The 26208-nt window shown below is 36.1% G+C and carries 22 protein-coding genes; 16 read left to right on the top strand and 6 right to left on the bottom strand.

Annotation, left to right across the window (positions count from 1 at the left end):
* Window positions 1-28: 28 nt before the first annotated feature.
* Window positions 29-1708, top strand: a complete 1680-nt coding sequence (locus tag AC0L8O_RS16330) for a glycerol-3-phosphate dehydrogenase/oxidase (protein ID WP_473443795.1) — start codon at window positions 29-31, stop codon at window positions 1706-1708.
* A gap of 70 nt (window positions 1709-1778) precedes the next feature.
* On the opposite strand, the gene AC0L8O_RS16325 is transcribed toward AC0L8O_RS16330, so the two are convergent.
* Window positions 1779-2315, bottom strand: a complete 537-nt coding sequence (locus AC0L8O_RS16325) for a LacI family DNA-binding transcriptional regulator (protein ID WP_473443793.1) — start codon at window positions 2313-2315, stop codon at window positions 1779-1781.
* A gap of 46 nt (window positions 2316-2361) precedes the next feature.
* On the bottom strand, window positions 2362-2778 hold the full coding sequence (locus tag AC0L8O_RS16320; protein ID WP_473443791.1) for a LacI family DNA-binding transcriptional regulator: 417 nt from the start codon (window positions 2776-2778) through the stop codon (window positions 2362-2364).
* Window positions 2779-3153: 375 nt separating this feature from the next.
* Between AC0L8O_RS16320 and AC0L8O_RS16315 the strand changes: the two genes are divergently transcribed.
* The 4 genes from AC0L8O_RS16315 to AC0L8O_RS16300 all read left to right on the top strand — a co-directional run bounded on the left by AC0L8O_RS16315 (window position 3154) and on the right by AC0L8O_RS16300 (window position 8573).
* Complete coding sequence (locus AC0L8O_RS16315) at window positions 3154-4185, top strand: TRAP transporter substrate-binding protein (protein WP_473443789.1); 1032 nt, start codon at window positions 3154-3156, stop codon at window positions 4183-4185.
* Between the two features lie 93 nt (window positions 4186-4278).
* Complete coding sequence (locus AC0L8O_RS16310) at window positions 4279-4758, top strand: TRAP transporter small permease (protein WP_251682243.1); 480 nt, start codon at window positions 4279-4281, stop codon at window positions 4756-4758.
* A gap of 48 nt (window positions 4759-4806) precedes the next feature.
* Entirely contained in the window at window positions 4807-6102 is a 1296-nt protein-coding gene (locus tag AC0L8O_RS16305) for a TRAP transporter large permease (RefSeq protein ID WP_026559882.1), read from the top strand.
* Between the two features lie 71 nt (window positions 6103-6173).
* Complete coding sequence (locus tag AC0L8O_RS16300; protein WP_473443787.1) at window positions 6174-8573, top strand: glycoside hydrolase family 31 protein; 2400 nt, start codon at window positions 6174-6176, stop codon at window positions 8571-8573.
* Window positions 8574-8962: 389 nt separating this feature from the next.
* Here the strand turns inward: AC0L8O_RS16300 and AC0L8O_RS16295 are convergent, their stop codons facing one another.
* Entirely contained in the window at window positions 8963-9166 is a 204-nt protein-coding gene (locus tag AC0L8O_RS16295; protein ID WP_473443785.1) for a hypothetical protein, read from the bottom strand.
* A 346-nt stretch (window positions 9167-9512) separates the two neighbouring features.
* On the opposite strand from AC0L8O_RS16295, the gene gndA reads away from it, so the two are divergent.
* Entirely contained in the window at window positions 9513-10925 is a 1413-nt protein-coding gene (gene gndA, locus AC0L8O_RS16290; RefSeq protein ID WP_473443783.1) for an NADP-dependent phosphogluconate dehydrogenase, read from the top strand.
* Between the two features lie 119 nt (window positions 10926-11044).
* Here gndA and galU read toward each other — a convergent pair whose 3' ends face one another.
* A complete protein-coding gene (gene galU, locus AC0L8O_RS16285; RefSeq protein ID WP_473443781.1) occupies window positions 11045-11926 on the bottom strand; it encodes a UTP--glucose-1-phosphate uridylyltransferase GalU in 882 nt (293 codons plus the stop codon).
* A 456-nt stretch (window positions 11927-12382) separates the two neighbouring features.
* Here galU and AC0L8O_RS16280 point away from each other — a divergent pair, with 456 nt between their 5' ends.
* Together AC0L8O_RS16280 and AC0L8O_RS16275 are read left to right on the top strand one after the other, a co-directional pair.
* A complete protein-coding gene (locus tag AC0L8O_RS16280; protein WP_473443779.1) occupies window positions 12383-13483 on the top strand; it encodes a CotS family spore coat protein in 1101 nt (366 codons plus the stop codon).
* A gap of 2 nt (window positions 13484-13485) precedes the next feature.
* Window positions 13486-15111: a glycosyltransferase family 4 protein gene (locus AC0L8O_RS16275; protein ID WP_473443777.1), complete on the top strand. Its 1626-nt coding sequence runs from the start codon at window positions 13486-13488 to the stop codon at window positions 15109-15111.
* A 176-nt stretch (window positions 15112-15287) separates the two neighbouring features.
* Here AC0L8O_RS16275 and AC0L8O_RS16270 read toward each other — a convergent pair whose 3' ends face one another.
* Window positions 15288-15911, bottom strand: a complete 624-nt coding sequence (locus AC0L8O_RS16270; RefSeq protein ID WP_473443775.1) for a hypothetical protein — start codon at window positions 15909-15911, stop codon at window positions 15288-15290.
* 341 nt (window positions 15912-16252) lie between these two features.
* Here AC0L8O_RS16270 and AC0L8O_RS16265 point away from each other — a divergent pair, with 341 nt between their 5' ends.
* The 4 genes from AC0L8O_RS16265 (at window position 16253) to AC0L8O_RS16250 (ending at window position 20095) form a co-directional block, all read left to right on the top strand.
* Window positions 16253-16495 carry a hypothetical protein gene (locus AC0L8O_RS16265; RefSeq protein ID WP_051475730.1) on the top strand — a complete coding sequence of 81 codons (243 nt, stop codon included), beginning with the start codon at window positions 16253-16255 and terminating at the stop codon, window positions 16493-16495.
* A 210-nt stretch (window positions 16496-16705) separates the two neighbouring features.
* Window positions 16706-17995 carry a UDP-glucose dehydrogenase family protein gene (locus tag AC0L8O_RS16260; RefSeq protein ID WP_473443773.1) on the top strand — a complete coding sequence of 430 codons (1290 nt, stop codon included), beginning with the start codon at window positions 16706-16708 and terminating at the stop codon, window positions 17993-17995.
* Window positions 17992-18939: an NAD-dependent epimerase/dehydratase family protein gene (locus AC0L8O_RS16255; RefSeq protein WP_473443771.1), complete on the top strand. Its 948-nt coding sequence runs from the start codon at window positions 17992-17994 to the stop codon at window positions 18937-18939. Before AC0L8O_RS16260 ends, AC0L8O_RS16255 begins: the two co-directional genes overlap by 4 nt.
* Window positions 18940-18952: 13 nt before the next feature.
* Window positions 18953-20095 (top strand): glycosyltransferase family 4 protein, encoded by a 1143-nt coding sequence (locus AC0L8O_RS16250; RefSeq protein WP_473443769.1) that lies wholly within the window; start codon window positions 18953-18955, stop codon window positions 20093-20095.
* Between the two features lie 60 nt (window positions 20096-20155).
* Here AC0L8O_RS16250 and AC0L8O_RS16245 read toward each other — a convergent pair whose 3' ends face one another.
* A complete protein-coding gene (locus AC0L8O_RS16245; protein WP_473443767.1) occupies window positions 20156-21325 on the bottom strand; it encodes an ROK family transcriptional regulator in 1170 nt (389 codons plus the stop codon).
* Window positions 21326-21816: 491 nt separating this feature from the next.
* Here AC0L8O_RS16245 and uxaC point away from each other — a divergent pair, with 491 nt between their 5' ends.
* Genes uxaC through larE form a run of 4 tightly spaced genes read left to right on the top strand, consistent with a single transcriptional unit; the run spans window position 21817 to window position 26173 of the window.
* A complete protein-coding gene (uxaC, locus tag AC0L8O_RS16240; protein WP_473443765.1) occupies window positions 21817-23220 on the top strand; it encodes a glucuronate isomerase in 1404 nt (467 codons plus the stop codon).
* Window positions 23221-23236: 16 nt separating this feature from the next.
* Window positions 23237-24505 (top strand): nickel pincer cofactor-dependent isomerase, group 22, encoded by a 1269-nt coding sequence (locus tag AC0L8O_RS16235; protein ID WP_473443763.1) that lies wholly within the window; start codon window positions 23237-23239, stop codon window positions 24503-24505.
* A gap of 60 nt (window positions 24506-24565) precedes the next feature.
* Window positions 24566-25336 (top strand): SDR family oxidoreductase, encoded by a 771-nt coding sequence (locus tag AC0L8O_RS16230; protein ID WP_026562473.1) that lies wholly within the window; start codon window positions 24566-24568, stop codon window positions 25334-25336.
* A gap of 39 nt (window positions 25337-25375) precedes the next feature.
* Window positions 25376-26173 (top strand): ATP-dependent sacrificial sulfur transferase LarE, encoded by a 798-nt coding sequence (gene larE, locus AC0L8O_RS16225; protein ID WP_473443761.1) that lies wholly within the window; start codon window positions 25376-25378, stop codon window positions 26171-26173.
* Window positions 26174-26208: the final 35 nt, after the last annotated feature.

Below are 26208 nucleotides of genomic sequence, written 5' to 3'. Positions count from 1 at the left end.
TTTTTACGTCCATAAGGAGGAAAAATAAATGTTATCTAACTTGAAAAGAAACGAAATTATTACTGAACTAACAGAGAAGTCTTTTGATATATTAGTTATCGGCGGCGGTATTACAGGGGCAGGAATTGCACTGGATGCAACAACTCGTGGAATGACGACAGCTTTAGTAGACATGCAGGACTTTGCTGCAGGTACATCCAGTCGTTCTACAAAGCTCGTACACGGAGGATTAAGATATTTAAAACAGCTGGACTTTAAAGTAGTAGCAGAAGTTGGGAAGGAAAGAGCGATTGTTTATGAAAATGGTCCACATGTAACAACACCAGAGTGGATGTTACTTCCTTTTTATGAAGGAGGAAATTTTGGTAAATTTATGACATCTATTGGGCTAAGAGTATATGACTTCCTGGCAGGAGTGAAAAAAAGTGAACGCAGAGTGATGTTTAATGTAGGAGAAACGCTAGAGAGAGAACCTTTGATTAAAAAAGAAGGGTTAAAGGGTGGCGGTTACTATGTTGAATATCGTACAGATGATGCAAGGCTCACGATTGAAGTTTTAAAAGCTGCAGTTAACAAAGGTACAAAAGCACTAAATTATGCAAAAGTTAAAGATTTTCTCTATGAAGCAGGCAAAGTAACAGGAGTCGTAGTTGAAGACCAGTTAACTGGTGAAATATATGAAATTCGAGCGAAAAAAGTGATTAATGCCACTGGACCATGGGTAGATGGTTTAAGGGAAAAAGACGGATCTAAAAAAGGAAAGGGTCTGATCTTATCAAAAGGTGTTCATATCGTCATCGATCAGTCCCGCTTTCCGTTAAAGCAAGCAATTTATTTTGATACAAAAGAAGACAAAAGAATGATATTCGCTATTCCTAGAAATGGAAAAACCTACGTAGGGACGACAGATACATTCTATCATGATGATCCTGTTTCACCGGAAATTACCCCGGAGGATGTTGATTACATTATTGATGCTATTAATTTTATGTTTCCTGGAGTTAAGGCAACAAGAAAGGATGTGGAATCTTCTTGGGCTGGGGTACGTCCTCTTATTCTGGAAGAAGGGAAGGACCCTTCAGAGATTTCACGTAAAGATGAGATTTGGGAATCTGAATCAGGCCTTATCACAATTGCCGGTGGGAAATTAACCGGTTATAGAAAAATGGCCGAAACGATTGTGAATGTTGTGGCTCAGAAATTTCAATCAGAAGAGGGAAGAACCTTTAAAGGGTGTCAAACTTTGAAGTTGCCGATTTCCGGAGGAGAAGTTGGAGGGTCGAAAAAATTTGAAAAATTTGTTCAAGATGCAGCAGCAAAAGGAGTAAATATTGGACTATCAAAAGAAGAGGCACTACATCTTGCGTCATTTTACGGTTCGAATGTTTCAGATGTCTTTGAATTACTTCATGAAAAGAAAGACGAAGCAAGTAAGTATGGACTTCCATTAGTTGTACTTGCGAAGTTGATTTATGCAATTGAATGTGAGATGGCAGCTACGCCAGTTGATTTTTATTTTAGAAGAACTGGAAACCTGTTATTTGATATTGATTCAGTTAGAAAGTGGAAAGCTGATGTTTGCCGATATATGAGTGATCGATTTGAGTGGACTGAAATCCAAAACAAGCGGTTCTCGGCTGAACTTGAAGTAGCAATTGAGGCTGCAACAGGACATGACTCCAGCAACACGGATGTTTCAAATTATTAATGAATGCTTGAAATGCTCGAAAAGGAAAAAAAGATGATTCCGGTTTTTCTTTCTGGAATCATCTTCTCTCTTATTGACCTAATTGAAATTTTCCAGCTCTGGCACAGGAAGTTCTTTCGTTAATTTTTGGTGTTAGTGTTTGACTAAGTGGAACTGTAGCTGGATCCTTAATATAGTTTAACAACGTTTGCACCATGTTCTGAGCAATTTCTTCAACAGGTACTCCAACGCTTGTTAATGGAACTTCCAAGTTTTCCATTTGCGGAATATTATCATAGCTTATAACAGACATATCCTTAGGGAGAATATAATTCGCTTGTCTTAAAGAACGAACTATCCCTGCACTGATGTCATAACTTGTTCCGATAATAGCTGTTGGCTGAAACGGTGAGCTTAAAAGGCGGTTTGTGGCCATGTAGCCATCATACCAATCAAGTCCGCCGGTATTGATTAAGTTATGACTATTTAATTTTAAACTAAATTTTTCCATTGCTTGCTGAAAACCGTAATATTTTTCTACTTGTCTTTCATCGATAAAAGAAAAGTCTCCGAGAAAAGCGATGTTTTCATGCCCAAGGTGATATAAGTATTCAACAGCTGTTTGCATGGCTTCTCTATAATTTACATCAATTACCGGGATAGACTTATTTTTATTAACACCATAAGTCACAACAAGGCATTGGAAAGGTTTTTGGCATTTCGAAGTTATCTCTATTAAAGATAATGACTCCATCTACTTGGAATCGTTTAAACATTTCTATTGATTCTTCTATTGAGTTAATTGATAGGATCATGGAATAGTTATGTTTACTAATTTCTTCGTTAATCTTTGTAATTAATGTAGAAGGGGCGACTCGTTCTAAGGTAGGCCAAATTAAGCCAATTACCCTAGATTGTTTTGAGACAAGACTTTGAGCTGCATAATTAGGTTCATAGCCCATCTCTTTTGCTAATTTAATAATTTTATCTTTTGTTTCCTGTTTGACAAGCGGGCTATTATTTAGTGCCTTTGATACGGTTGAGTAGCTAACACCAACTTGTTTTGCAATATCCTTTATTGTTATTGTCATGAGAATTCACCAACTATAGTTTTATTTTTATACTTAAATAACAACGTTTGCTAATGTTGTTAGTAATAATCGCGAATTTAAAATATATATTCATATTTTTACAGGTGTAAAGGGAATTGTCAAACGCTTTCAATGATATTTTCATAAATTTTTTGTCGAAAAACACTTGAAAAAAGGGTTTTCATCATGTAGCATAGGTAGTGTAATAACAACGTTGTTATATTTGTTTTGAAAGGAATGAAAACCCTTTATACCTTTAAAATGAAAACGTTTTTTAGTGGAAAAAGGACTTTCTTCTATAACAAATATTTTTTTGGAAGTAGTTGAAAAGGATTACAGACAGACATTAAACATGAAAGCTAGGGGGACATATCTATGAAAATGAAAAAAATATTTTCAATTGCTGCAACTAGTATTCTATCTTTATCATTATTAGCTGCATGTGGATCAAATAGTTCAGGAGGAAGTAACGCGGAAGGTGACGGTGCAAAATCAGTTTCATTACGATTAGCGCATAATCAACCAGAAGATCATCCTGTTCATACATCATTAGTGGAGTTTTCGAAACTATCTGAGGAAAATTCAGATGGAAGTGTTAAGGTTGAAATATTTCCAAATGGTCAACTTGGTCAAGAACGTGATGTGATTGAGCTTGTAAAGTCAGGAACACTTGACATGGCAAAGGTAAGTGCGAGTGCATTGGAAGCGTTTGATACTAACTATGCAATCTTTTCACTTCCATATATTTTTCAAAGTAGAGAACACTATCATGAAGTGATGGACAATAGTGAAGCTGTGCAAGAGATTTTTCAAGGTACTAAAGATCAAGGGTTTGTAGCTATTGGCTGGTATGATGGAGGTCAACGAAGTATCTATACAGCTGATAAAAAAGTTGAGTCACCTGCAGATATGAAAGGTATGAAAATTCGTGTACAAGAAAGTCCGACATCGATTTCTATGATCGAAGCAATGGGTGGAGCGCCAACTCCAATGTCATTTGGTGAAGTTTACACTTCTCTGCAACAAGGTGTAATTGATGGGGCAGAAAATAATGAAACGGCTCTAACAAACAACAAACATGGAGAAGTTGCCAAAGCCTACACATATACAGAACACCAATATGTACCTGATGTGTTAATTGTAAGCACTAACATGTGGGACAAGTTATCTGAAGATCAGCAAAAAGCAATTCAAGATGCGGCAAAAGCATCATCTGAAAGTCATAAAGATGTATGGCAAAAAGCAGTTGAAGATTCAATCAAGGCTTCAGAAGAAATGGGTGTAACATTCTACACAATTGATAAAAAAGCTTTCATTGATGCTGCAGCACCATTACATGAAACATACAAAGCAGAAAATGAAAACAATGCAAAATACTTTGATGATTTTCAAAGCTATCTTAAATAGGTAGTGAAGACAATAGGCCTCTTTAATTTCTGGTAAGTTTATTAACAGAAATAAGAGGCCTATCAAAATATTGAAAGAGAAGGTGACGATCTGATGAGAAAAATAGTGGATAAGGTGACAGCATTTTTAACATGCTCCTTAATGATCGTTATGGTTTTAGTGGCTTGTTGGCAAGTGTTTACTCGTTTTGTATTAAATTCTCCTAGTACAGTATCAGAGGAGTTTTTGCGATATTCTCTTATTTGGTTGACTATGGTTGGATCAGCTTATGCATACGGAAAAAAGAAACATTTAGCTGTTGTGTTTGTTGCCCGGAAAGTACCTGAGAAATATCAACTATACCTTAACTTGCTTGTTGAAGCGTTTGTGCTAGTTTTCATTGCGGTTATTCTTCTATTCGGTGGAACAAAAGCCTATCAAAATGCAGTTGGGCAAGTTTCTTCAGCATTGGGAATGCCGATGCAATATTTATATTTAAGTCTTATCGTGTCAGGTGTTCTATTTTTATTTTATTTAATCCTTCATATAAAGGATTACTTTACGAAAACAAATAACACAGTCGTAGGTGGATAGACCGTAACGACAACTTTTAGGTATAAAGGAAAAAAGGAGTGAGCATTCATGGCATTACAGGCGGGGCTTGTCTTAATTATTGTATTTTTACTCATGCTTGTTTTAAGTGTGCCTATTTCTGTAAGTATTGTCATTTCTTCAATGGCTGCAATTGTTTCGGTTTTGCCTTGGGACATGGCAATATTTACGGCATCACAAAAGATTGTAACAGGACTGGATAGTTTTACGTTGCTCGCTGTTCCCTTTTTTATTCTTTCTGGGATCTTAATGAATAATGGTGGAATTGCTGAGCGTCTCATCAACTTTGCAAAAGTGCTTGTTGGTAGAATGCCAGGATCTCTAGGTCATGCAAACGTGTTGGGGAACATGTTATTTGGATCACTTTCCGGTTCTTCTGTAGCAGCAGCGGCAGCAATCGGCGGTACAATTGGACCGCTACAAAAGAAAGAAGGCTATGACCCTAAATTCTCAGCTGCTGTAAATATTGCTTCTGCACCAACTGGCCTTATTATTCCTCCAAGTGGTGCATTGATTATCTACTCCCTAGTAAGTGGTGGAACTTCTGTAGCAGCTCTGTTTATTGCAGGCTATATTCCAGGGATTTTATGGGGATTAGCATGTATGGTTGTTGGTTTTATTATTGCGAAACGAAGAAATTACCCAGTATCAGAAAGAGTTTCTTTTAAAGTAGCGTTTAAAACATTTTTAGATGCCATTCCAAGTTTATTGTTAATAGTTATCGTTATAGGTGGAATCTTAGGCGGTATTTTCACTGCAACTGAAGCTGCAGCTGTAGCTGTTGCATATACATTTTTATTAGCGTTGATTTACCGTACAGTTAAGATTTCAGACATGCCGAGAATCATCATGGAAACAGTTGAAATTACAGCTGTTATTATGCTTCTTGTTGCAGCATCTTCAATTATGTCCTGGGTTATGGCATTTACCGGCATACCTACGGCTATAAGTGAAATTATTATGGGGATTTCTGATAACCCAATTATTGTTCTATTAATCATAAATATATTCTTGTTAATTATCGGGACATTCATGGATATTACTCCAGCGGTTCTAATTTTCACACCAATTTTCTTACCGATTGCAACGAGCTTTGGAATGGATCCGATTCATTTTGGAGTTATGTTAATCATGAACTTGAGTATTGGAAATATTACACCTCCTGTAGGAAGTGCGTTGTTCGTGGGGGCAAGTATTGCAAATTTAGATTTGGAAGATGTTATCAAACCACTTATACCATTCTATATTGTGATCATTATCGTCTTGCTTCTTGTTACGTATATACCGGAAATTAGTATGGTGTTACCAAGATTACTTGGCTATTAATGTTCTAGTTTAATCACTAATTGGACGAAACAAACTTAAATAACTGACAACATAAAGAAAAAGGTGAGACTATGTCATTAAGAGAAAAATATCAATTTCAATTTTTAGAAGAAAAGAATAATACGTTATCTTTTAGTTTAGAAAACTCTAATGTTCTAGCACGAATTATTGTTTTAGAACAGGATATGATACGAGTATTGATGACCAAAAGTGATCAGTTGGAAGTGAAACATACATGGCTTGTCGCTCCAGGCATGGATGATGTGCCTCTTAAGGGAAGAGATCGTCTGGATATATCACCATTTTCCTTACCGGAATATTCGTTTCGGAATGATGGAAGAGCCTTCATAGTTGAGACAGAATTGTTAAAGTTGGACATTGATTTAGATGGATTTAAAATTACATGGTTCTCCAAAGATAATGAAGGAAATGTAAAACAAATTGCTGCTGACCGTGCGACACAGGCCTATAATTTTGACGGTTCATTGGGAGAGGGGATTTTTCATTATCTCCAACGTACGAAAGATGAACAGTATTACGGACTAGGTGAAAAAAGCGGAGATATGGATCGATACGGTAAACGTTATAGAATGTTAAGTATTGATCCAATGGGTTATGATGCTCAACATACGGATCCATTGTATAAACATATTCCATTTTATATTACGAGAAGCAAGCAAACAGGTATTTCGTTTGGTATTTTCTACGATAATATGGCACAAAGCATCTTTGATATGGGTAATGAAATGGATAACTATCATGGTTGGTACCGCTACTATCAATCTATAGATGGGGATTTAGATTACTATATCATTTTAGGACCTGAAGTTAAGGATGTTGTGAAAAAGTATTCTTGGCTAACTGGTAAGACAATATTTGCTCCTAAGTGGAGTTTTGGATATTCAGGCTCGACAATGACTTATACGGATGCTCCAGATGCTCAGAAACAATTGAATAAGTTTATTGAAGAGTGTGAAGAGCATGACATTCTCTGTGATTCATTTCAGTTATCTTCAGGATATACATCAATAGAAGATAAGCGTTACGTATTCAATTGGAATACAGATAAGTTTCCGGATGCTAAAGGTTTTATTAATCACTACCATGAAAAAGGCGTTAAGCTTTGTGCGAATATTAAACCTGCTTTATTAAAGGATCACCCTCTTTTCAGTGAGTTGAATGAAAAAGAGATGTTTATAAAATCAGGTGATGGAAATACGGAAATGTCTCAATTCTGGGATGAAGTGGGCGCATACGTTGACTTTACCAACGAAGAGTCTGTTAAATGGTGGAAGCAAAAAGTAACAGAACAGCTGCTTGAATACGGAATCGATTCCACATGGAATGATAATAATGAATTCGAAATTTGGTCTAAAGATGCAAAATGTAATGGCTTTGGAGAGGGAATTAATTTTGAAGCTGTGCGCTCTTTGCAGCCGCTTCTTATGATGAAAGCTTCATACGAAGCACAAAAAGAATTCGCTCCAGACATTAGACCTTATTTAATTTCCAGATCAGGAAGCCCAGGTATGCAGCGTTACGTGCAAACGTGGTCTGGTGACAACTATACAAGCTGGAAGTCCCTAAAATACAATATCAAAATGGGACTTGGGTTAAGCATGTCAGGTATTTATAATATCGGACATGATATTGGCGGGTTCTCAGGGCCGGCTCCAGAACCGGAATTATTGGTTAGATGGGTACAAAACGGAATTTTCCATCCGCGTTTTACCATTCATTCATGGAATGACGATAAATCAGTTAATGTTCCTTGGATGTATGAAGAGACAACTGGTACGATAAGAGATTTAATCAAGTTTCGTCACAGAATAACGCCATACCTTTATACTGCTTTATACAATGCACATGAAAAGTATGAGCCAATCCTTCGTCCTACTTTTTATGAATTTGAATCAGATGTCAAAACGTTTGAGGAAAATGATGATTTCATGTTAGGTGAATCTATGCTTGTTGCTTCAGTTGTTGAAGAAGGACAAAGAGAAAGAGTTGTTTACCTGCCAACATATGAAGGGGGTTGGTATGACTATCATACATCGGTCTGGTATGAAGGCGGTCAAACTGTGACTCTCCCGGCACCATTGGAATACAATCCTTTGCTAATAAAAGGAGGAAGTATTATACCGATTAATGATACAGATTCTACTTTCTCAAATAAAGATAAGGATGAACGAGGATTCCTGTTATTCCCACACAAGCAATCAGGCAGTACTTCTTATGCTCTTTATGAGGATGATGGTGTCTCAGCTAACTACAAGGAAAATCATACGATCGTTAATGTTCAAATGGATGCAGATGCAGAAAAAATAGATGTAAGCTACAAAATTGATGGAGAATACAAGCTTCCATACGAAACTTTTAGCTTCTATTTACCTGAAAATGAAGAGCGTAAACTGTATGTAAATGGAGAAGAATTGAAAAAGGGAGCTAAAGGTTATACTGTAGCTTTATAATAAATTTTTTAAAACAACGGAACGTCTTAAATCCTTTTTATCGAGGATTTGGGACGTTTTTTATATGAATTCACAATAAATTAAGAAACAAACCGTACAAATTTAGTTTTTTCTTCTACTAAATAGTCATACCTCTTTATCGAGAGATGAAATAGTAAATGAAAACACCGTTTAAAATAACGGTGTCAGACTGTTGACAAACGCTCGCTTTCTTCGTTACTCACCTTGCTGCGGTGCTCATTCCCCAACACCGGTAACTCCGCTCCTCACAAGGCTTCGTGCCTCGAAAGCGAGCGTTAGCAATCAGTCTGAAGGGCTAGCAAATTTTACTTTGTCTACAAACTGACACCGTTAAAAATAACGTTGTAAAGGTTCATAATCTATATTATTTAACTTGGATCATTTTCATCTAAAGAGAGAGTCGTTACATTCGTATATTCTCCTTTAGAAATTTCCTCTGAGCTGGCATCTTGTTGCAACTCATCCTCAGTATTCATACCTTCTGCAATTGTTGGTTGTTCAGTTGAGCTTTTTGCTTTTTCATCTTTTGCACCCCTTTCAAAAGTATTTTTTCCAATAATTTCACGTGCCATCCATGGTTAGTAAGATTATCTTGTAAAAGTAATTGGTGTTAAGAATTATTAGTATGTAGATTCATATCCAGAATCACATTCCTAACAAGCAAATTTTAATGAACAATTCTCTAAAAAGAAATAATACATAAAAGGTCCAAAACAAGAAAGGAAACACACCTTCATGTGCTGAAATGTATCGATTTGTCTGTAATATTTTAATAAGGTTTATCTTCGTTATATTGACACAACAACATATTAAATGGTATCTTTCTATTATTAATTAGTTTACAAAACAAATTAATTTGAAGTTTTTATTTGAGTGGTAATTTTTCACCTGAGAATTTATTTAGAAAGGAAAAAAATAATGTCAAAACAACAAATTGGTGTAATCGGCTTAGCCGTAATGGGAAAAAATCTTGCGCTAAACATTGAAAGTAAAGGCTACTCAGTATCTGTTTTTAACCGTTCTTATGAAAAAACAGAGGAATTTTTAAAGAACGAAGCAGAAGGAAAGAATTTTGTAGGCTTGAAAACGATTGAAGAATTTGTTCAATCATTAGAAACACCACGTAAAATATTGTTAATGGTTAAGGCTGGTAGTGCAACTGACGCTACAATTGAATCCTTAAAGCCATATCTTGAAAAAGATGATATTTTAATAGATGGTGGAAATACGTTTTTCCAAGATACAATTAGACGTAATAAAGAATTGGAATCCACAGGTATTCACTTTATAGGAACAGGTGTATCAGGCGGCGAAGAAGGAGCACTTAAGGGACCTTCCATTATGCCTGGTGGTCAAAAGGAAGCCTATCAGCTTGTAGAGCCAATTTTAAAAGCGATTTCTGCAAAAGTGGATGAAGATGCATGTGTTACATACATCGGACCTAATGGAGCGGGTCATTATGTAAAGATGGTTCACAATGGAATCGAATATGGTGATATGCAATTAATTTGTGAAGCGTATTTCATTCTGAAAAATGTACTGGGATTAGGTGCTAAAGAGCTTCATGAGGTATTTTCTGAGTGGAATAAAGGAGAACTGGACAGTTATCTTATTGAGATTACAGCTGACATCTTTACTAAGATTGATGAAGAAACGGGTAAGCCTTTAGTAGATGTTATTCTTGATACAGCAGGTCAAAAAGGAACTGGGAAATGGACAAGTCAAAATGCTCTAGACTTAGGGACTCCGCTTCCGATCATTACAGAATCAGTATTTGCACGCTTTATATCTGCCATGAAAGAAGAACGAGTAAAAGCTAGTAAACTATTAAAAGGTCCTGATACTGCTGTGTTTAATGGAGATAAAGACGAGCTAATTGAAGCTGTTCGTGAAGCTCTATATTTAAGTAAAATTGTGTCATATGCACAAGGTTTTGCGCAAATGAGAGCGGCGTCTGAAGAATATGAGTGGAATCTTAGTTATGGGGATATAGCGATGATTTTCCGAGGCGGATGTATTATTCGTGCTCAATTCCTGCAAAAAATTAAAGATGCTTATGATCGTGATCCACAATTAGCAAACTTGTTATTAGATCCATATTTTAATGAAATTGCTGCAAACTATCAAACAGCATTGCGTAAAGTCATCTCATTAGCAGTACAAAAAGGTATACCTGTACCTGCTTTCTCAAGCGCAATTGCATACTTCGATAGTTATCGCAGTGAAACATTACCAGCTAATCTCTTGCAAGCTCAACGCGATTATTTTGGTGCACATACGTATCAACGTGTTGATACAGAAGGAGTTTTCCATACAAATTGGATGTCTTGATCAAAGTTAATGTTCTGATAGATTGTGCATAAAGTATTTCACCACCGAAAAGTTCACTTAAAACTACTTAGACTGTAGCAAACATAAATTTACAATGCCTACAGTCTAAGATATTATTATCATTTATCAATGTTAGCAACAATTTTCTTTAAATATTGAATCACATCATCCCGTAAATCTTCACGTTCTAATGCAAAGTCAATTGTTGCACGGACAAAGCCCGCTTTATGTCCTATATCATATCTTTGCCCTTCAAACTGATAAGCATAAACAACTTGTGCTTCATTTAAGATTTTGATGGCATCAGTTAATTGAATTTCTCCGCTTTTATCAGGTGACAATGTCTGTAATACATCAAAAATTTCCGGTCTTAAAACATAACGCCCCATAATAGCCAACCGTGACGGAGCATCTTCTTTTTTAGGCTTTTCAACTAAAGAATCAACAGCACGGATATGATCATCGATATTGCTTCCTTTGGGTTTAATAATGCCATATTTTGAGACATCTTCGTCTGGAACTTCCTGGACGGCGACAATGGAGGAATGATATCGATTGAAAACATCAATTAATTGTTTTAAACATGGTTTTTCCGACTTAATAATATCATCCCCGAGAAGAACAGCAAAAGGTTCATTACCTATAAAACTCCTCGCACAATGAATTGCATGACCCAATCCTTTTGGTTCCTTTTGGCGGATATAATGAATATTAGCCAAGCTTGAGATATGATGAACTTCTTCATATAGTAATTGTTTATTCTTTTTTATAAGTGCATCTTCCAGTTCATATGATTGATCAAAATGATCCTCAATTGATCGTTTTCCACGGCCGCTAATAATTATAATATCTTCAATTCCGGATGCAACTGCCTCTTCCACTATATATTGTATGGTTGGTTTATCCACGATGGGTAACATTTCTTTCGGTAAGGCTTTGGTTGCAGGCAAAAATCGTGTTCCTAATCCTGCTGCAGGAATGATTGCTTTTCTGATTTTCATACCCAGCTCTCCCTCATAAAAATTATTTCACTTCCTATATTCATATTGTAAAACAACCTAAATTGTTTGAGAGATTCGCTTAGGTTTTTAAAAAATTCCGACCAAATCTGTAAAAGGACTAAAAATACAAGGAACAATATCATATAGACTTGGGTGAGCTGTCCTATACAAATATTTTCTTTGAACATAGTTTAATAAAAAGTATATTTCTTCAGAGGAATAAAATAAAACGACTAATGAAAAGTGGAAACTTCAATCTTTATTCACTACTCTCTTCAAAACTTTATCCTAGAATTAATAATGACTTGATTATCATTCTAGGAAACAAGAATTGAAACTCACACCTAATTTTCCATAAACAATAAGATATCTTTTTTGGATGAACAAGTTAAACATGCAATGATCATTACATTTTTCTGATAGAAATGACTTTGTTATTTTAAAGGAGGGGTTTTCATGGAGCAGCAGCTAATTGTGCCATGGGAAGTAGATGAACTTACCCAACACGAGTTTTACGTTCCTGAATACATTGAAAGAATGGCACAAGATGTCCTGGTGCATTACGATTTCTCAGTACAAAGTATTGAAATCGTTACGACAAAGCCTGATAAAGGCGGCGCAATATGGAAAATAGAAACCAGCGCAGGACCCAAAAGTATAAAACTTTTACACCGCAGACCTACTAGAAGTATGTTTAGCCTAGGTGCTCAGGAATATCTAGTAGATGTTAAGGAAGCAAGAGTACCGCCTATTGTAAAAACGAAGGATGGAAAAAATTATGTTGAGGCTGGCGGCAAATTATGGTTTGTTGCCGAATGGATAGAATCTTTAGTGCCTGTTACAAAAGATTTGGAAGGAGCAAAACATCTCTGTCATGCTCTTGGTGAATTCCATGCTTTAACGAAAGGATATGTTCCGCCACCTCAAGCTGAAATTGCCTCACGGGTGTTAAAGTGGCCTAAAAATTATCAAAAAATGGTAAATAAGATGGACTGGTTTCGAAATATTGCCAGGGCATATGAAGAGCTACCTGCAAGCGCCCATATTCTAAATGTTGTTGATCAATTTGAAGAACAGGCAAAAAGAAGCGTTGAAATGCTGAATCAATCTAATTATTTGGAGATGGCAAATCTAGGTAATGAATATTGGGGTTTAGTTCACCAAGACTATGGTTGGTCAAATGGTCAAATGGGTTCCAATGGGATGTGGATCATTGACCTGGATGGTGTAGCTTATGATATTCCAATCCGTGACTTAAGAAAATTAATTACAGGTACGATGGCAGACTTATTTAGATGGGATGCTACCTGGATTAGAGAAATGATCAAAGCCTATCATGAAGCAAATCCGATTTCTCAAGACCTGTATAATATCTTAATGATTGATTTATCTTTACCAAATGAATTTTATAAAAATATCAAGGAAGTCGTTTATGAACCTGAACTTTTCTTAAATGATCCAGCTGTTATTACAATGATTCAAACAATTGTTGATACTGACCAAACAAAATGGCCGATCCTCGAGGAAATAAAGGACGATTGGAAGGGAGTAGAATAAAGATGAAAATATTAATGATTTGTACTGAAAAGCTTCCTGTACCTCCCGTACTTGGTGGAGCCATTCAAACCTATATTGCAGGCAGCCTGCCTCATTTAAGGAACAAACATGATATTACAGTATTAGGAGTAAATGATCCATCTCTTCCTGATCAAGAAACAATTGATGGCATAAAATACGTGCGGGTTCCTGGAAAAATACTAGAGGTTTACCGAGAAGAAGTGGTCCGTTATGTTGAAGCTAACCAATTTGATCTTATTCATATTTTTAATCGCCCTCGCTTAGTCCTTCCAGTCCGACAAGTATCACCAAATGCAAAAATTGTTCTTAGCATGCATAATGATATGTTTTCACCAGAAAAAATTAATCCTGAAGAAGCAAAGGTAGTCATAAATGAAGTGACGAACATTATTACGATCAGTAATTATGTTGGAAATGTAATAAGAGAATTATATCCGGAAGCGGCATCTAAACTTCATACTATTTATTCCGGAGTTGATACGGATCGTTTTCTGCCAGGTCATCATCCAAAAATGCAGAAAATTCGTCAAGAGCTTCGAAGTGCGAATGGGTTAGAGAATAAAACTGTATTATTGTTTGCCGGACGACTTTCCAACAATAAAGGTGTAGATAGGTTAGTGAGGGCTCTACCGGAATTATCAAAAAAATATAAAGATCTAGCCCTTGTGATTGTTGGAAGTAAATGGTTCAGTCAAAATGATGTGACTGACTATGTAGCCTATGTAAGGGCTTTAGCTAATAAACTGCCTATACCAGTAGTAACAACGGGATTTGTTGCCCCTAGTGAAATTCAAAATTGGTTTGCGGCAGCAGATTTATTCGTTTGTACTTCTGTATGGCAGGAGCCGCTCGCCCGGGTTCATTACGAGGCAATGGCAGCAGGACTCCCGATTGTAACAACTGCAAGAGGAGGTAATGCAGAGGTTATCAGTTTAAACGAAAATGGCGTTGTGGTAGAAAATCCGGAAGATCCAGCTGATTTTGTAGAAAAGATTTCTCAAATACTTTCGAATCGTTCTTTGATGAAAAGAATGGGGGAAAAAGGAAGAGAGTTTGCACTAAGCTTATATCAATGGGATAGGGTCGCCTCTAACATACTTGAAGTTTGGAAAAAATCGTTTGAAGCCCCACTCAGTGTATCTCAACCTGAAGTATTACCAACAATTGAACCAACAATTAATGACACACAAGATACCTCTGAACCCTTACAAGATCAAAACAATGATGAGACAGTGAATAATCCAGTACCAGTATATCAATCAGCTAAACTAGAAGAAATGGATGTTCCTAATACAGAAACAGGTAAGGAAGAAATTACGTCACCAGTAAATAGCAAGAAAGACATGCTGAGAGCTCATTTAAGAGATATGATTAGATCTTCTTTAGCGAATTCTCGTCTTTCAACTACGGAAGGAACAACAGATAAGCTGTTACAAATTATTAAAGCAGACGATAAAAATGACATGACAAAAACTGAAGCAAGTAAGGAGAGTAATGAAACTAGTAGAGAGGCTAAGAAAAATGCATTAAAAGCAGCACTGAGAGACATGATCAGGACTTCTGCAAAATCATCTCTTGAAAACCTACTAAATAGACCTTCTGAATAAACTAATTATGTGAAACATCGTCCATAAGGAAAAATAATATTTTTCCTTGTGGACGGTTTCACACTTTTGATGATTTTTCATCCTACCTTTTATCATATACAATTAATCCCTATTTTCTTTAAGGTTCGTTCTTAATGAAAATAGGGATTAATTATTATACAGTAGAATATTTTATTTTACTCGTCATCATCGTCGTCATCATCGTCGTCATCATCGTCGTCATCATCGTCGTCATCATCGTCGTCATCATCGTCGTCATCATCGTCGTCATCATCGTCGTCATCATCGTCGTCATCATCGTCGTCATCATCGTCGTCATCATCGTCGTCATCATCGTCGTCATCATCGTCGTCATCATCGTCGTCATCATCGTCGTCATCATCGTCGTCATCATCGTCGTCACCATCGTCGTCATCATCGTCGTCATCGTCGTCATCATCGTCGTCATCATCGTCGTCATCATCGTCATCATCGTCGTCATCATCGTCGTCATCATCGTCGTCATCATCGTCGTCATCATCGTCGTCATCGTCATCATCGTCGTCATCATCGTCATCATCGTCGTCATCATCATCGTCATCATCGTTATCATCGTCGTCATCGTCGTCGTCGTCGATGTATTCTTCCTCTTCCGTCTCTTCTTCAGCAAATCCCAATGTATGTTCTTGATCCTCTTGATCTAAATCAACAAGTAATTCACTTAATTCTTCAGTTAATAACTCTACAAAAGACAACTCATCTGTTTGTCCGGTTTGTTCAAAAGAAAGACCTGAATTTTCTCCAAAGTTTACATTTTCCATTTCATTTTCCCCCAATATTCATTTTTGCCAACTTTCTTACTAGTTTCCATTGCAAAATAGAAGGATGAGAAGTGAAAACCCTATAAAAATAAGCGTTTGCACCTTTCAGTTAAATAAAAAAGTTTGCGAGAAGTTATTTTAATTTATGTCGTAAAAGGAAGGATGTTATAGCACAACTTAACTAATTTATCCACCAACATAAAAATTGTGCTTGTATCTTCATGAATGATAGTTTTGGTATTTTTCACTTTTATTGAAATTTGGGTATTTGTTCAAGCAAATCTGTCCTAATTTCATACATTAAACTAGAAGATATTAAACTATTCAAGGGAGGTATAAAGATGGATGACTACTGTTCAATTTTACAGTCACTCTCATCCGGTTCCGAGGTAAATATTCATACAAACGATAAAACTTATTATAATGCAATCTTCAAGAAATTTTATCCAAGAACAAATACAGCATTGTTTATGACTGATCAATTTTACAATTATGGCGGAATCCCTGTATTAATTCAATGCAGAAACATTACATCGATGGATTTACCTTTTTCCATGCAAGACATCTCAGATGAAGATGAATAATATGATAAAATCCTAGACTGCTTTTATATGCAGTCTAATTTTAAGAAATAGTCATAAAAAATTGCATATATAACTCAACTCCTCTTACATTACATAAGAGGTAACAGTTTTTACTAATTAATTGTGTTTATGCTCTATCACAATATAAGCTTATCCACTAATAAAATAGAGAGTATAGAAATAGAAACTTTTTGGAGAGGGGATATAGAAATGAAAATATGTGTAGTAGGAGCTGGTTATGTAGGTTTGACTTCTGCCTCTGTCCTTGCAGATCTCGGGCACACTGTTTGTTGTGTTGACACAAATATAGAAAAAATCAGATCATTAAATAGGGGAGAAGTACCAATTTATGAGCCTGGATTAAAGGAAATCATATCTCGTAACGAGAAAAACTTAACATTTAGTTCTGAAGTAATTGAAAATATCCGAAAGCATCCTGTTATCTTAATCGCAGTGGGTACTCCCTCACTCGAAGATGGTAAAACCAACTTAACATATATTTATAGTGTAGTTGATATGATAGCAGATGCACTTACAGATTATAAAACAATCATTACGAAAAGTACTGTTCCACCTGGTACGAACGAAAAGATACATGCTAAGTTACTTCAAAAAGGAATCGCTCCAGAGCAGTTTGCAGTCGTCTCGAATCCCGAATTTTTAAGGGAAGGGTCAGCACTTTTCGATATGTTACATGCTGATAAAATTGTTGTGGGCATGAAAAAAAATGATTCTAAATCCTTAAACATTGTAAAATATCTTTATAAAGGAATAGAAGCACCTTATATCGTAACAACTCTCTCCGGTGCAGAAATGATTAAGTACACCTCAAACGCCTTTTTAGCAACAAAAATCTCATTTATTAATGAAATTGCTAGAATATGTGATAAGTATGAAGTCAATATTGATGATGTTGTTCGGGGAATCAGTACAGACCCACGAATCAGTCCGCACTTTCTAAATTCAGGTCTAGGCTATGGTGGATCTTGTTTTCCGAAAGATGTTCGTTCACTAGAACAAAGTGCGTTTGAAAAAAATATAACTCCGATCATTCTACAAGCCATCCAATCTACAAATCATTCACAAATTGATTATTATATTGAAAAACTTTTAACTGTTTTTGAATCACTAAAAGGGAAAACGATTTCAGTTCTCGGTATTGCTTTCAAACCAAATACAGATGACACAAGAGAATCTCAAGCGGTTTATCTCATCAAAAAATTAAGTCAATTAGGTTGTACAGTAAACACATATGATCCAAAAGCAACGTTACCTTTTTTAGGAGAATCAAATATTATTCAATTTCCTACTTTAGATCAAGCAGTTACTGATGCTGAATGTGTAATCATCGCTACAGAATGGGCTGAATTTCTCTATTTAGATTGGAAGAAACTTAAGCTGCTTATGAAAGGAAATGTTATTCTGGATGCACGAAACTGCATCGATCCATCAAAAGCGTATGAACATGGATTTCAATACGTAGGAGTTGCACGCTCATGAAAATACTTGTTACTGGTGCTGCAGGCTTTATTGGATCTCATTTGTGTGAGAGACTGCTAAAAGATCCGGAAAATAAAATAATTGGGGTAGATACCTTTATAGGGCCAACTCCAATAAATCTAAAAGAAGTAAACCTCCAATCATTTAAGAATCATCCAAGATTTCAGTTCATGGAAATTGATCTTCTGACAGCAGATCTGGACAATGTACTAAAAGAGGTGGACGCCATTTATCATCTGGCAGGTATGCCTGGTGTTCGATCTAGTTGGGGAAAAGACTTTGACCCTTATGTAACAAATAATATTTTGGCAACCCAACGTCTATTGGAAGCTGTGAAAAACAAAAATATTACTAAATTTATCTATGCATCCACATCATCTATTTATGGCGAAAAGAGCGGAAAAGTATCGGAGGACTCAATATCTACACCACTTTCACCTTACGGAATTACAAAATTAACCGGTGAACACCTATGTCATGTGTATAATAAGAGTTTCGGTGTTCCAATTGTAGTGGTTCGATTTTTTACAGTCTATGGACCAAGACAACGGCCTGATATGGCATTCCACCGATTTATTGTTCAAATTCTAAAAGAAGAACCAATCACGATATATGGGGATGGTACCCAATCAAGGGATTTTACTTTTATCAGCGATTGTGTTGAAGCAACATCGGCTGTGTTATACCAAGATCATTTGATTGGCAGAACAATTAATATAGGTGGAAAAGAAAGAGCCTCCATCAATGAAGTCATTGAGTTACTCGAACAAATAACAGGGAAAACATCAAAAATAAACTACACGCAAAAAGTTAACGGAGAACCGAAACATACATGGGCAGATATCACTCTTGCACAAACACTACTACACTACAATCCTAAAATATCGTTAAAAGAAGGCTTAGTTAAAGAACTGAACTATATCCGCAAAGTTTACGGTTTGTAGAGGTGATAGGGGAATGAGAATTGCCTTTATATGTACGGAGAAGTTACCTTCACCTGCAATAAAAGGTGGGGCGGTTCAGATCATGCTTGATGGGATTATTCCTTTTTTAACCGAGCACCAAGTGACGATCTTTTCTATCTCTGACAAATCTCTTCCAAACAATGAGAAGCATGCTCATTTAGAATATTTTCGATTTCCGAGAGAAACCTATATGAACAATGTTGCTGAGGAAATAAAGAAACACCAATTTCATGTCATTCATGTATTTAACAGACCCAGTCATATTCCTATTTACAAAGAATCCTCACCAAACAGCTCATTTGTTTTAAGTCTTCATAACGATATGTTTTCACAGTTAAAACTAACAAAAGAAGAGGGATTAAGGGCGATTGAATGTGTAGATGCCATTACAACAGTCAGCAATTATATAAAGCAAACAATAGTAAAAAGATATCCGCAGGCATCACATAAGGTCCACGTCATTTATTCTGGTGTAGATCTGCAAAAGTATCAAAGTGTTTATGAAAAACAGGGGAAAATCATTCGGAAGAGAGTACGTAAACACTACGATCTCCAAGAGAAACAAGTGATTCTTTTTATAGGTCGTTTAAGTAAAACAAAAGGGCCCCATTTGTTAATAAACGCGTTGCACCATTTAATCGATAAATACCCTGACATTGTGTTGGTCATCGTAGGGGGAAAGTGGTTTAGTGATAATACTGTTGATGATTATGTTCAGAGCTTATTTGATCTTAGTTCCAAGTTCCCTTCACATGTTCTTTTTACTAAGTATGTCCCTACGGAGAATATACCTGAACATTTAGTCATGGCTGATCTATTTGTATGTAGTTCACAATGGCATGAACCACTTGCCCGTGTTCATTATGAAGCAATGGCAGCAGCAATCCCAATCATTACAACAAATCGAGGGGGAAATGGTGAAGTTATTCACCACGGGAGAAATGGACTTGTCATTAATGATTACGACAATCCCAAAGCATTCGCAGATGCAATAGATTTTATATTATCAAATCCTTCTGAAAGTAAATCACTTGGTTTGAATGGAAGAGAATATGTAAAAAAACACTTCCAGTTTCAACATGTTGCAGAACGATTAGAAAAAATTTATCTTCAAATACCTCAAAGAAACGATTAATATGTATCAAAAAACCCTATTCTTTAATAAGAGTAGGGTTTTACTATTGCGATTAAATTGCTATTTTTGATCTTCGATCGTTAAACGGATATCAGGAACACCCAGAAAGCTTTTGATAGCTAATGCACAAGCTCCCATTACTGCTGCATGTTTTCCGAGATCTGAAATTAAGATTTTATGATAATCGCTAATGGACGAAGTTAGGTTTGATTCAATTTTATGAATAACATTAGGATACATTTTTAATAACTCACTATTGAGAACAATTGTTTCGGGATTTAGTAAATTAATAATATTGTTTAAACCTATAGCAACATATTTAATGAACGAATCAAGTACATCACAGGTTGGTTGATCTTGATTTATGATAAATTTGTGAGTATCTTGATAGGTTAGATGTTGATTAGCATGTAATTCCTTTAATTGGTTTAAGATACTTGCCTCTGAAGCATATAATTCCCAACAGCCTGAATTACCACAGTTACAAGGACGACCATCAGGTACGATGATCATGTGTCCCATTTCTCCAGCGTATCCATGATATCCTTTAAGTAGCTCCCCGTTTATTAATACACCTAAACCAATACCCGAGTACATGCTGATACTGACTAAATTTTCACTATGATGATGTTTGAAGACTCTTTCAGCAAATGAGCATAAGTTTGCATTATTTTCGATATGTATTTGCATATCGAGTTCTTTTTCTAAGTCTTCTTTTAAGTTTTTATCTTTCCATTTATGTTGAGGAATAAAGTTAATTATTTCATCCTTGGAAACAGTCCCGTGAATTCCGATCACAACGCCCACAATCCCGAATCGACTATCTGAATATTGATCATCATATTGTTTGATATTAGCTATGAGCAGGTTAAGTATTTCATCATAGTTTGAATTCTTGAACTCTATAATGTCGGTACTTACGGGGTTTCCCCCTAGATCTGATAATGTAAATGTGACATGTCTGTGGTCCAGATCAACTCCTAATGCATAACCAGCTTTTAGGTTTATTGACAGCATAATCGGTTTTCTTCCCACACTGTTATGTTCCTGATGTGACTCAACGATTAATTCTTCTTCTAATAAATCAGCTACTTGTACAGAAATGGTAGCTCTTGTTAATTTCGTTATTTTGGATAAATCTGCTCTGGAGATCATTCCTGCTTCAATTATTTTACTTATGATTAAACGTCTATTAATACTTTTTATATAAGCAGCGTCACCTATCGCCATGTAAATCACCCTTAAAATTTTTTGAAAAAACTCTTAAGGCTGTTTTCTCAAACTTTATTGCTTTGTAATATGTGTTGTGCGGTTGATTTGATCTCCAGGATGCTCGCTTTCCGTGGGGTGGGCGGTGAGCCTCTCCTCAACGATTTGCATTTGCGGGGTCACACCCTCCCACAGCTCCTACAGTAGTCTCGCACCTTCCGCTCCAATCAACCAATATAGTTTTTACAAACAACATATTTACTGGAAAACAGCCATAACTAAATCATCAATTTAATTATTATACATTCTTTCACTTTTACTGAAAATCAGTCATTTGAGAAGTGGTATACAAATGATTGACGAGAAATAATAGAAATGATATTCTACACATAGATTATTAATTTGTTTTGTAAACTAATTAATAAGATTCATCTCATTATAACACAATTGTTCATGACAAAAAGAGAATATAGTAAAAACTTTGAAGAATAACAGGGTACGGAGGAGATAAAATGAAACCGTTTTTAAGTGATTCATTCTTATTAACCAATTCTACGGCAGAAAATCTTTATCATAATATTATGAAGGACTTGCCAATATTCGACTATCATTGTCATCTTAGTCCTAAAGAAATCTATGAAAATCAAACATTTGAGAATATTACACAGCTTTGGCTTGCTGGTGATCATTATAAATGGCGTGCAATGCGTATTCATGGTGTAAAAGAAGATTTAATCACAGGTCATGCAAGTGATTGGGAGAAATTCCAGGCTTGGGCAGAAACAGTCCCGCATTTATTTGGAAATCCTTTATATCACTGGACCCATATGGAGCTAAGAACGTTCTTTGGAATTAATAAACTTCTCTCACCTGATACTGCGAAGGAGATTTGGGAAGAATGTAATGAAAAACTTCAAACAGAGGACTTTACACCTCGAAGATATATTGAAAGATCGAATGTCCAATTAGTCGGTACGACAGATGATCCGACTGATACACTCGAATTTCATAAGTTAATAAGAGAAGATACTGCTTTTGAAGTGGAAGTAGCTCCAACATTTCGTCCTGACCACGCTCTTTATCTTGAAAGAGTTAGCTTTCCAGAATGGTTGAAAAAATTAGAGTCTGCTTCAGGAATGAACATTCAAACACTTGATGGTTTAGTAACTGCATTACAGCAAAGAGTAGATTATTTTGCTGAAAATGGCTGTTATGCATCTGATCATGATATTCAACTAATGGTTTATAAGCAAATACCGAAAAGTGAAGTTGAACAGATTTTTCAAAAGCGATTAAATAACGAAGAGCTTACAAATGAGGAGCTCATTGGATATCGTTCCTATCTCCTTGAAGAGTTGGGAAAAATGTATGCTAATAAAGAGTGGGTTATGCAATTGCATATGGGTGCATTACGAAATAATAATACGTTTATGCAACAGAAAATTGGTGCAGATGGCGGATTTGATTCAATCGGTGATCAGTTGCTCGCAGAAGGATTATCATGCTTCTTGGATACATTAGATCAAGCAAGAAGCTTACCTAGAACTGTCCTATATAATTTAAATCCACGTGATAATTATGTGTTGGGGACGATGATTGGCAACTTCTTTGAAGAAGGTATTCCGGGTAAAGTCCAATTCGGCTCAGGCTGGTGGTTTAATGATCAATATGATGGCATGGTCCGACAAATGACAGACTTAGCGAATTTAGGCATACTAAGTCACTTTATCGGAATGACAACTGATTCGCGCAGTCTCTTATCTTATGTTCGACACGAATATTTTAGAAGAATTGTTTGTAATATCATTGGTGAGTGGGTTGAAGAAGGAAAAGTACCAAATGATGAAAAAATATTAAAACAAATGGTTGAAAACATTGGTTTTAACAATGCACAAAAATACTTTTCTGTAAGATAAAGGAGATAAAAAAGTTATGGGCATTCTTCAAGATCTATTAAAAGACATTCCTGTTCCAAAAATGGCCAAAGTGAAACAGAACTTTGACAATGCAAAAATAGAGAATGTAGAACAAGCAATGGACGAAAAATTGCAACAGGATTCCATTCGCTCTAAGGTGAGACCTGGTATGGAAATTGCTATTGCTGTAGGTAGCCGGGGGATGGATCGACTTGTAGAAATCACGGCATATACCGTGCAATTTTTAAAGGATTTAGGTGCTGTTCCATTTATAGTACCAAGTATGGGGAGTCATGGAGGTGCTACAGCTGAAGGACAACGTGAAGTTTTAGCCCATCTTGGAGTTACAGAAGAAAGTGTGAAAGCAGAAATTCGTTCCTCGATGGATGTGATAAAACTAGGGGAATTACCGAATGGTTTACCGGTTTATATTGATAAATATGCTTCACAAGCAGACGGGATTGTTGTTATAAATCGGATTAAGCCACATACTGCATTTCGTGGGCCAGTTGAGAGCGGTATTATGAAAATGATCAGTATCGGATTGGGAAAACAAAAAGGAGCAGAAGCTACCCATCAGTTAGGGTTTAAATATATGGCAGAAAATGTTCCGGCAATGGCGAAAATGATGATGGAAAAGACACCGATTTTATTTGGAGTAGCCACACTTGAAAACGCATTTGACAGAGTAGCAAGGATTGAAGTTTTACCTGTTGAAGAGATTGAAGAAAAGGAACCGGCTCTTCAGGCATTAGCAAAACAACTATTGCCAAAGCTGTTCTTTGATCAAATTGACGTGCTGGTTATCGACGAAATTGGAAAAAACATTAGTGGAGACGGAATGGACCCCAATATTACAGGTCGATATCCAACACCATACGCAAAGGGTGGGCCTGATGTAAATAAAATGGTCGTGCTTGATTTAACTCATCAAACAGAAGGAAATGCCAATGGTGTAGGGACAGCTGATTTTACAACTCAACGTCTTGTAGACAAAATGGACCGGGAAGTAACGTATGCAAACGGATTAACTTCAACCGTTTGTGCACCTACTAAAATCGCTACTACATTAGCAAATGATAAAGATGCGATTAAAGCAGCAATTAAAACATGTAATATTCTTGATTTTACAAAGGTAAAAATGGTTCGTATAAAAAACACATTAGAGATTGCTGAAATTGAAGTATCGGAAGCTTTGATTGATCATGTTACACAGCATCCGGATATGGAGCAATTATCCAATCTTTTTGAACTGCCATTTAATGATGAAGGTAATTTATCATAATTAATCATCTCGTTAACATATGCCATTTATTTTATGAATAGAATGAGGGGGATTTCTAGAATGTCTAATTTATTTGATTTAACTGGAAAAACAGCAGTAGCAATAGGCGGTAACAGTGTATTAGGTTCATCTATTGCCGGAGGGCTATCTGCTCATGGAGCTAAGATTGCGATTGTTGGCCGTAATCTTGAAAAAGCAAACAAAGTTGTACAAGAAATTGAAGAGACAGGCGGAACAGCAAAAGCATTCCAGGCAGATGTAAGCGCTCGTGAATCTTTAGAAAATGTGGTAAAAGAAATTGAAGAATGGTCAGGCGGATTTGATATCCTTTTAAATGCTCCAGGGAAAAACAGCTCAACCCCATTTTTTGAAATTAGTGATGAAGAATGGGATGACATCATGGATGTGAATCTAAAAGGAATGATGATTACTTGTCAAATTTTTGCTAAGAAAATGATTGAACAAGGAAGAAAAGGAAGTATTATTAATATATCTTCTGTTTCTTCGACAACACCACTTTCAAAAGTGTTTACGTATTCGGTTTCAAAGGCAGGAGTTAATAGCATGACACAGTTTTTGGCGCGTGAATTTGCACCACATGGTATTCGGGTAAACGCGATCATTCCTGGTTTCTTCCCTGCTGAACAGAATCGAAAAATTTTAAGTGAAGAGCGTGTTGAATCCATTATGAATCATACACCTATGAAAAGATTCGGTAGCCCGGATGAGCTTCAAGGTGCTGCTGTTTGGCTTTCTTCAGAGAGAGCATCAAGCTTTGTAACAGGTGCGATGATTCGTGTTGACGGTGGTTTCGGAAGTATGACAATCTAATGGATTAATAGTTTGATAGAAAGAAAGGAGAAGGCAGCGATGAATGAAAAACTACAAAACTTAGTGTCCATTCTCCGAGAAATGCAATCAGTTGTTGTCGCTTTTTCAGGTGGAGTCGATAGTACCTTTTTGCTAAAGGTGGCTGTAGATACATTAGGACCTGAGCATGTACTGGCAGTAACAGCAGATTCTGAAACATACCCTTCTAGCGAGCTTGAAGAAGCTAAAGAGTTAGCTAAGAAAATCGGGGCAAATCATAGAGTGATTGAAACGTCAGAACTAGCCATTCCAGGTTATACAGAAAATGATCGTAATCGGTGTTATTTTTGCAAAACCAGTTTATTTGAACATATAATTCCTGTCATGGAAAAAGAGGGGTTTAAAAATATCATATATGGTGTTATTGCAGATGATTTAAACGAATTTCGACCGGGGATGAAAGCTGCGAAGGAGAAAGGAGTACGTGGTCCTTTGCAGGAAGCAAACTTATTTAAAGATGAAATAAGAGAGCTCTCAAGAGAATTGGATTTAGCTACATGGAATAAGCCTTCTTTTGCTTGTCTGTCTTCAAGAATTGCATATGGAGATAAGATTACAATTGAGAAGTTGACGAAAATTGAAAAAGCAGAAGCTTATTTAAAAACTTTTCATATTCGTCAGGTTCGTGTTCGAACACATCAGGAAATGGCTAGAATAGAAGTTGAACCAAGCGATATGAACATTGTCCTTGAAAACCATGATAAAATAGCTAGTGAACTAACAAAATACGGATATAAATATATAACATTAGATTTAGTTGGATATAAGAGCGGTAGTATGAATAAGGTTCTTTCATAATCAAACAGGCTTTGGAAATCATCCAAGGCCTTTTC

Source organism: Metabacillus sp. KJ11-3, from assembly GCF_055808295.1.
Note: the sequence above shows the minus strand (reverse complement) of the source record. Positions and strands in the feature narration are given on the sequence as shown.

What these genes read in the sequence shown, in the direction of transcription:
- AC0L8O_RS16330 (WP_473443795.1), top strand. Translation starts at nt 29, where the DNA reads ATGTTATCTAACTTGAAAAGAAACGAAATTATTACTGAACTAACAGAG.
- AC0L8O_RS16325 (WP_473443793.1), bottom strand. Translation starts at nt 2,315, where the DNA reads ATGCAAACAGCTGTTGAATACTTATATCACCTTGGGCATGAAAACATC.
- AC0L8O_RS16320 (WP_473443791.1), bottom strand. Translation starts at nt 2,778, where the DNA reads ATGACAATAACAATAAAGGATATTGCAAAACAAGTTGGTGTTAGCTAC.
- AC0L8O_RS16315 (WP_473443789.1), top strand. Translation starts at nt 3,154, where the DNA reads ATGAAAATGAAAAAAATATTTTCAATTGCTGCAACTAGTATTCTATCT.
- AC0L8O_RS16310 (WP_251682243.1), top strand. Translation starts at nt 4,279, where the DNA reads ATGAGAAAAATAGTGGATAAGGTGACAGCATTTTTAACATGCTCCTTA.
- AC0L8O_RS16305 (WP_026559882.1), top strand. Translation starts at nt 4,807, where the DNA reads ATGGCATTACAGGCGGGGCTTGTCTTAATTATTGTATTTTTACTCATG.
- AC0L8O_RS16300 (WP_473443787.1), top strand. Translation starts at nt 6,174, where the DNA reads ATGTCATTAAGAGAAAAATATCAATTTCAATTTTTAGAAGAAAAGAAT.
- AC0L8O_RS16295 (WP_473443785.1), bottom strand. Translation starts at nt 9,166, where the DNA reads ATGGCACGTGAAATTATTGGAAAAAATACTTTTGAAAGGGGTGCAAAA.
- gndA (WP_473443783.1), top strand. Translation starts at nt 9,513, where the DNA reads ATGTCAAAACAACAAATTGGTGTAATCGGCTTAGCCGTAATGGGAAAA.
- galU (WP_473443781.1), bottom strand. Translation starts at nt 11,926, where the DNA reads ATGAAAATCAGAAAAGCAATCATTCCTGCAGCAGGATTAGGAACACGA.
- AC0L8O_RS16280 (WP_473443779.1), top strand. Translation starts at nt 12,383, where the DNA reads ATGGAGCAGCAGCTAATTGTGCCATGGGAAGTAGATGAACTTACCCAA.
- AC0L8O_RS16275 (WP_473443777.1), top strand. Translation starts at nt 13,486, where the DNA reads ATGAAAATATTAATGATTTGTACTGAAAAGCTTCCTGTACCTCCCGTA.
- AC0L8O_RS16270 (WP_473443775.1), bottom strand. Translation starts at nt 15,911, where the DNA reads ATGGAAAATGTAAACTTTGGAGAAAATTCAGGTCTTTCTTTTGAACAA.
- AC0L8O_RS16265 (WP_051475730.1), top strand. Translation starts at nt 16,253, where the DNA reads ATGGATGACTACTGTTCAATTTTACAGTCACTCTCATCCGGTTCCGAG.
- AC0L8O_RS16260 (WP_473443773.1), top strand. Translation starts at nt 16,706, where the DNA reads ATGAAAATATGTGTAGTAGGAGCTGGTTATGTAGGTTTGACTTCTGCC.
- AC0L8O_RS16255 (WP_473443771.1), top strand. Translation starts at nt 17,992, where the DNA reads ATGAAAATACTTGTTACTGGTGCTGCAGGCTTTATTGGATCTCATTTG.
- AC0L8O_RS16250 (WP_473443769.1), top strand. Translation starts at nt 18,953, where the DNA reads ATGAGAATTGCCTTTATATGTACGGAGAAGTTACCTTCACCTGCAATA.
- AC0L8O_RS16245 (WP_473443767.1), bottom strand. Translation starts at nt 21,325, where the DNA reads ATGGCGATAGGTGACGCTGCTTATATAAAAAGTATTAATAGACGTTTA.
- uxaC (WP_473443765.1), top strand. Translation starts at nt 21,817, where the DNA reads ATGAAACCGTTTTTAAGTGATTCATTCTTATTAACCAATTCTACGGCA.
- AC0L8O_RS16235 (WP_473443763.1), top strand. Translation starts at nt 23,237, where the DNA reads ATGGGCATTCTTCAAGATCTATTAAAAGACATTCCTGTTCCAAAAATG.
- AC0L8O_RS16230 (WP_026562473.1), top strand. Translation starts at nt 24,566, where the DNA reads ATGTCTAATTTATTTGATTTAACTGGAAAAACAGCAGTAGCAATAGGC.
- larE (WP_473443761.1), top strand. Translation starts at nt 25,376, where the DNA reads ATGAATGAAAAACTACAAAACTTAGTGTCCATTCTCCGAGAAATGCAA.